Annotated in this window: 6 protein-coding genes; 4 read left to right on the top strand and 2 right to left on the bottom strand. The window is 71.6% G+C overall.

Translation table 11 applies throughout. The features are described 5' to 3' along the window. Positions 1-21: 21 nt before the first annotated feature. Positions 22-1,812, bottom strand: a complete 1,791-nt coding sequence (locus ACFU53_RS45905) for a glycosyltransferase (RefSeq protein WP_384006105.1) — start codon at positions 1,810-1,812, stop codon at positions 22-24. A gap of 67 nt (positions 1,813-1,879) precedes the next feature. Beyond that, on the bottom strand, positions 1,880-2,728 hold the full coding sequence (locus ACFU53_RS45900; RefSeq protein WP_384006103.1) for a hypothetical protein: 849 nt from the start codon (positions 2,726-2,728) through the stop codon (positions 1,880-1,882). A gap of 430 nt (positions 2,729-3,158) precedes the next feature. Here ACFU53_RS45900 and ACFU53_RS45895 point away from each other — a divergent pair, with 430 nt between their 5' ends. The 4 genes from ACFU53_RS45895 to ACFU53_RS45880 all read left to right on the top strand — a co-directional run bounded on the left by ACFU53_RS45895 (position 3,159) and on the right by ACFU53_RS45880 (position 5,903). Next, a complete protein-coding gene (locus ACFU53_RS45895; protein ID WP_384006101.1) occupies positions 3,159-3,452 on the top strand; it encodes a hypothetical protein in 294 nt (97 codons plus the stop codon). 102 nt (positions 3,453-3,554) lie between these two features. Further along, positions 3,555-4,061 carry a hypothetical protein gene (locus ACFU53_RS45890; RefSeq protein WP_384006100.1) on the top strand — a complete coding sequence of 169 codons (507 nt, stop codon included), beginning with the start codon at positions 3,555-3,557 and terminating at the stop codon, positions 4,059-4,061. Positions 4,062-4,167: 106 nt separating this feature from the next. Next, complete coding sequence (locus tag ACFU53_RS45885; protein WP_384006098.1) at positions 4,168-4,587, top strand: hypothetical protein; 420 nt, start codon at positions 4,168-4,170, stop codon at positions 4,585-4,587. Beyond that, entirely contained in the window at positions 4,584-5,903 is a 1,320-nt protein-coding gene (locus tag ACFU53_RS45880; protein WP_384006097.1) for a zeta toxin family protein, read from the top strand. The genes ACFU53_RS45885 and ACFU53_RS45880 overlap by 4 nt, the downstream gene beginning before the upstream one ends. Positions 5,904-6,053: the final 150 nt, after the last annotated feature.

Here is a 6,053-nt window from a genome sequence, read left to right as displayed (position 1 = left end):
GTGCTGCCCCGGCCTCACCCGTCATACCTCGACTCCGCCGCCGCCACGGGGACCCGACAGGTCGGGTGGCGGCTGCTGCGCGCCGCCTGTTCGTCCCGGTTCGCTTTCCCCCGCACCGCGCCCCGGGGCGGGCGGATCCTGGGATACGCCCACCTGCCACAAGGGGGTCTGGTTGTCGGACGGAGCGGCGCCTCGGGGGCTTCCGCTGCCGGCCTGATGCTGCGGAAGGCCCACCTGCCACAGGGGCGCCTGACTGTCGGGCGGGGCGGCACCTCGGGCGCTCTCGGCTCCGGCCTGATTCTGCGGAAGACCCACCTGCCACAGGGGCGCCTGGCTGTCGGGCGGGGCGGCACCCCGGGCACTCTCGGCTCCGGCCTGGTTCTGTGCCAGGCCCGCCTGCCACACCGGCGTCGGAGCACCGGGTGCCTGATTCTCCTGTCCGGGCCCGTCCCGCCGCGCACCGACCTCGGGCCCCGGCCGCTCCGGCGTCGGCGGCGCCTGTTCCGGCGCGTCGGGCCTGAGCAACTGCCCGTTCGGCCCCTGCACGGTGCGGACCAGGTCCCGCTCCTGCGCGGTGAGCAGGGTCCTGGGGTCCCGGTGCGGCAGGGGCGTCTGATCCATCGCGGCCTGGACGGTGGCCTCGGCGGCGTGCTCCCAGGTGTACTGCTGCAAGATCTCGCGTATGCGGAGTGCGCCGGCCTGGCGCTGGGGGAGGTCCTGACTGAGTTGGCGGATCGCCTGCATCCAGGCTCGTGCACGGCTCGTGCCATCGGTCGGCTCGGGCACCACGCACGCCCCGCCGATCTCCGGCGGGAACCGATCGGGATCCCGGAGGAACTGTGCGGCGCCGCTCTCCTCATTGACCAGAACGGGGACACCGTGCCCCAGGCCCTCGGACGCCACCATGCCGAAACCCTCGTGCTTCGAGGGCATGATCACCGCGTGAGAGCCTCTGATGTCCTCATTGAGCTCGTTCTCGCTTTTCGTAGAGAGCTTGACCGTGACGTTTCCACCGGTGAGTTCCCGGAGCTGCGCCGAATTCTTCTCGAACTCCTCGGGGCGAACACCACGGACCGTGAGGTGGACAGGGAGGCCTGCCGAGTTCAGCCGTCGCACTGCCTCTGCGGCGTCCGCCACGCCTTTGAGGGGATCCCCCACCCGCCCCATGACCAAGAGGTTCAGCCTCTCCGGCGCAGGGTCGTGCTGCACCGGATCGTGGATCTTGGTGCCCGGAATGAATTCGTGGGAATGCGGAATGCGAACGCCCTGCGAGGAAAGCCCTCTGCTCGCCTCCGCCAGGAGCGGGCCGACTCCGGCTACCACGTCCGACCGTTCCATCAGGGCACGTTCGATCGCGGAGTCCCTGGCCGCCTTGGCTTCAGCCTCTTCGGGAGCAAGGTCCCTCACGAACGGAAGCCGTTCGGGGCTTGTGTGCAGGAAGTGCACCAGACGCGCGTCTTGGTACCAGTTCTCGCGCAGCTCGGCAGCCGCCGGTCCGGAGAAACGCGAGTGCCCGATGATGATGTCGTACGGCTTGGCCGCCGGTTCTTCCAGCCCGTATTGCCCCGGGTCCTGGCCGGCGAGCTCTTCGAGCCAGTACCGCCGCTCCATCGGCTTCGGTTCGCCTTCCGCCCCGGGCCCGGGATCGATCAGGGGCGGGTCTGTCTGCACCACCTTCTGTATGCCCTCGTGCTGGGGCATTCTGGGGTTGGCCGTGAACAGCGTGACGTTGTGCCGACGAGCGAGAGCCTCGGACAACTCCTGGTTGAATACCTCCGCACCTCCCTCGCCCCTGCCGCTGTTGTCAGACACGACGAGAATGTTGTACCGCGCTTCAGACACCGATTCCCCCGTATTCCTCAGCCCTCATCCGTCCGCGTCAGAAGCCGTACGTTGCCCGGAGCTCGCGGCCGATTCCCTCGGAGATGAAGTCCGTCAGGTCGTACGCGGAGAAGTGCATGATGCCGGACTGGGAGCCCGGGCGGATCCTCGCCGCGTACTCGTCCAGAATCTCCGCCAGGATTCCCGCGCGAACGGCCGAGATGGCAACGTGATCCGGGTTTCCCTTCTCACGGAAGATACGGTGCTCGTTTGCGTGCGGAGCCCGAGGCTTCCGCCCCAACTCCACACTGCGCTTGAAAGCGTCGGCCTCGTCTGCGATCAACTGCGGAACCGGCTGACCCTCGGGCCAGTCCACTCCCGAGACCTTGTGCACGCGTGAATCGATCAGATCGTGCGTTTCCCTCCAGAACAACCCCGACCTTCCGGCCAGCAGGTTCTGAAGATCATCAGCGGCGATCGATGTTTCGGGGTTCACCGAGAAATCCCCGGACTCCCGCATGTCCTTCAGGGAGGGCAGGTTCTCCGAAGCGCGCCAGGCCGCCCGGGACAGGGTTTCGTACCGCGCCTGCAAGTCGTCCACGTCGGACGGCCGGTGGGACACCCGAGCCACGTCGACCGTGTCGACCGGGTGCGGGGTAGGTACGGTCGCGCCGACCGCCGCACGCAGTTCGTCGGCCGCGTCGTGCAGAAGACGACTCAACTGCGCCGTGTTCCCGGCGATCGTCACCGCTGGCCGCCCCGGCGCCAGCCGGTACGCCAGGTCCCGGAACGGGCCGGTAAGCACCATCATGTGGCCCTCCGGAATGACCACCGCCCGCCCCGGCACCATGAAGTCATCCGGATAGGGCTTCAATCGGGGCTCGTAGGGACCCGGATCCTCGACCATCCGGGCCGTCCACTCCGCGACCGCCTCCGCGAAAGTGATCGGCCGGTCGACAGGGCCCGCGGCCCGACGGGAGATCAAATGACGTACGGGGTCGGACGGTTCGCCGGCCTGCGGCTCGGGCCCCTCGGAGACGGTCAGCGCCGCTTCCAACTCACGCCACGCCTCCCGGCGTTCCTCCGGCCACCCGCCCCCCGGACTGTCCAGGCGCCACACGCGGGTCTCTTCCACCCACATCATCCGTGCCGCCGCCGAGTACACGATGTCGTAAGCGTCGGCAAGCTGCATCTGGCCGCTCATCCCGGCTCTCCTTCGCGACTGATCAAGTAACTCACATTCTCACACCGCGCTTTAGGGAACCGGTGAAGGCGGAATCGGTGCGAGCGGGTCGTTCGGTGAGCATGGAGCGAAAGCCGAAGGCGGCTCGGCGTCCTTGAGGAAGGGGCGGCCGGAGTTCGTCGTCGGCGTACGGGAGAGCCTCCTGATCGGCTGTGCCGTTCTGCCGGTCGCCGGGGCCATCGGTGTCACGGTCGTCATCTGCGTGGCACGGTCCCCGCCGGGGCGCGTGTACGCACGTCGGCTGGTGGGTCCGCTCGCGGTGCTCGGTGTCATCGCCCTGGAGGTGGGGGCGTGCCGGCTCATGGCCGAGGCACCGCGCGGCGAGATCGTCCCGCCCTCCTCTCTCCCCTGTGTTGGATATGGCGCCTGCGCGTCCGCCACGGGATGACCCTGCGGACGGCGTTGGGGCGCTGAACCCTCGCTGAACTTTCCGGGCCGGAGCCGCGTCTCACCAGGGGAAACGCGTACGTCGCCGGTTGGGGAGGCACTCATGGCCATGGTCGGACTGTTCTGGATCGCCGAGGACGGTGGGGTGTACGTCGGGGCGCGGCCGGAGGGGTACGGGTGTGGGGTGCGGCTGACGCGGGACTGGGTGGAGGGGCTCGGGACCAGCCAGAGCGCCGTGTGGGGCTGGTCGGAGATCCGGTCGGTCGCCGTGCGGTACGTACGGATCCGGTCCGGCGCCCGACTGCTCGCCACCACGGCCGTCGACCTCGTCCTCAACGCCGTCGCGGGAGGCGGTGACGCCGCGGCCGCGTTCGAGGTGCACCTGGAGACCGCCGACCGGACCGTCGAACTGAACGCACAGTCGGCCGCTTCCCTCGGCGGCTACGTCCAGTCCGAGTACGACCTCTCCGTCGCCCTGCTGGAGTGCCTGGCGGCGGGTACGGCGGAGGTCGACACCCTCGCGGAATGGGGCCGCGTCCACGCCGCCGAGGGAACCCCACGGCGCGAGGAGCGGGAGGCCCTGCTGCGGGAGTGGGCGACCGGGGGCTGAGTCGCCGGGCTTCTCACGCCGCCCCCTCCCGAGTTCGCGGGAACCCCGTTCCCCTCCTCCGCCGTCCCCCACAATGACCACTGGAACCGGGACACCGGAGGGACACATGACCGCACGGGACACCCCGCAGGGCGCTCCATACGGCGCTCAACAGGACACTCCACACGGCGCTCCGCAGGACAGTCCGCAGGGCGCTCCACGGAACGCCTCACGGAACGCCGCACGCGGCAACGGCATCTCGGTGACCCACGACCTGGAGTCGCACGACTGGTCGAACGAGGAGACCGCGGCGTACGAGGCGGCCATCGAGGCCGTGAACGGGGCGGTCGGCGCCTACAGCGCGCGGATCGCGGCGGAGGAGGCCAAGGACGTCCCCGACCCGGCCGTCATCGAGGCGGCGCGCGCCGCGCAGGGGCGGCTGGCGAAGGAGCGTGAGCGGCTGCGCTCGGCCGACCGGGAGCAGATCACCGACGCCCGCGCGCGCTACGCCCGGCTCGCCCGCGAGGTCCTGGCGGACCTCACGTGACCGACCCGGCCGGACACCAGCCCCGCCCGGCGCCACTCCAGCCCACCCCACCCACCCGCGTCATCGACCCCGCCGAGGTGGAGCGCCACCGGCTCTCCGACGCCGAGAACCTGCGGATCTTCCGCGAGCGCATCGTCCCCGACCTCCTGGCGGGCCGCGTCGGGCAGGAGACGCCCACCGTGGTCTTCCTGGTCGGCCAGCCCGGCGCCGGCAAGAGCAGGGTCACCGAGATGGTCGCCGGTGTGCTCGACCGGCACGGCGGCTTCGCGGACGTCGACAGCGACCTCTACAAGCCCTACCACCCCGCGTACGCCCGGCTGATGGCCGAGGACGACACCCTGATGGCCGCCTACACCCGGGCCGACGGACGGGCCTGGATGGCCCGGGCCGAGGCGTACGTCCGCGAGCACGGGCTGCACGCGATCATCCAGGAGACCTCGCAGAACGCGCGGGCCGTGGAGGAGAAGATGCGGGCCTACCGGGACTCCGGCGCGCGCGTCGAGGCCCTGTTCATGGGCGTGCCGCAGGCGATGAGCAACCAGGGCATCGTCAACCGGTACGTCGAGCAGCTCGCCGACCGGGGCCAGGGGCGGCTGACCGTGCAGTCCAACGCCGACGAGTCCTACGCCGGCATCCTCGAACTCGCCGACCGCGTCGACCGGGGCGCCCTCGCCGACCTCGCGAGTGTCTACCGCCGGGGCGAGAGCAAGCCCCGCTACAGCAACTCCCTCGACGACACCGGCAGCTGGACCGCCCCGCCCGACCTGCGCCGGGCCCTCGCCACGGAACGCGCCCGCCCCTGGACGCCGGCCGAGAGCGACTCCTTCGTCACCACCCAGCTGCGCCTGCGCGAGACCGCCCGGACGCTGGGCCCCGAGTGGCCGGGCCGGCTCACCCGCATCGAGGACCAGGCCCGCCCCCTGCTGACGCCGACCGCCGCGACACAGCTGGCCCCGACCTCAGCCTCGGCGTCACCGCCGACAGCTCCGGCAGCCTCGGCCTCACCACCTGCAGCCGCGGCAGCCTCGGCCTCACCACCTGCAGCCGCGGCAGCCTCGGCCCCACCACCTGCAGCCCCGGCAGCCTCGGCCCCACCACCTGCAGCCCCGGCAGCCTCGGCCCCACCGCCGACAGCCCCCTCGGCCTCAACGTCACCGTCCCCCTCGGCCGCCGCCGCGCGCTCCCGCAGCGCCCCACGCTCCGGCGGGCCCACCACCCCGCCGCAGGCCCCGGGGCAGGGACCGCGCCCCGCCCCCGGCCGGGCGACGCCTCCGCAGGGGCCGAGCGGACCCGACCCCAACCGGCGCGGCAGATAGCGGCCAGACGACCGGCACGACCGGCGCCACCGGCGCGACCGGCACCACCGGAACTCCGCTGCCCGCCTCGGCCGCCGCCCGCCTCGCCCGCTGCCCGCCTCGGCCGCCGCCCGCCTCGCCCGCTGCCCGCCTCGGCCGCCGCCCGCCTCG

It is taken from the genome of Streptomyces sp. NPDC057474 (assembly GCF_042802555.1).
Taxonomy (GTDB): Bacteria; Actinomycetota; Actinomycetes; order Streptomycetales; family Streptomycetaceae; genus Streptomyces.
This window is presented reverse-complemented; position numbering and strand designations above follow the sequence as displayed.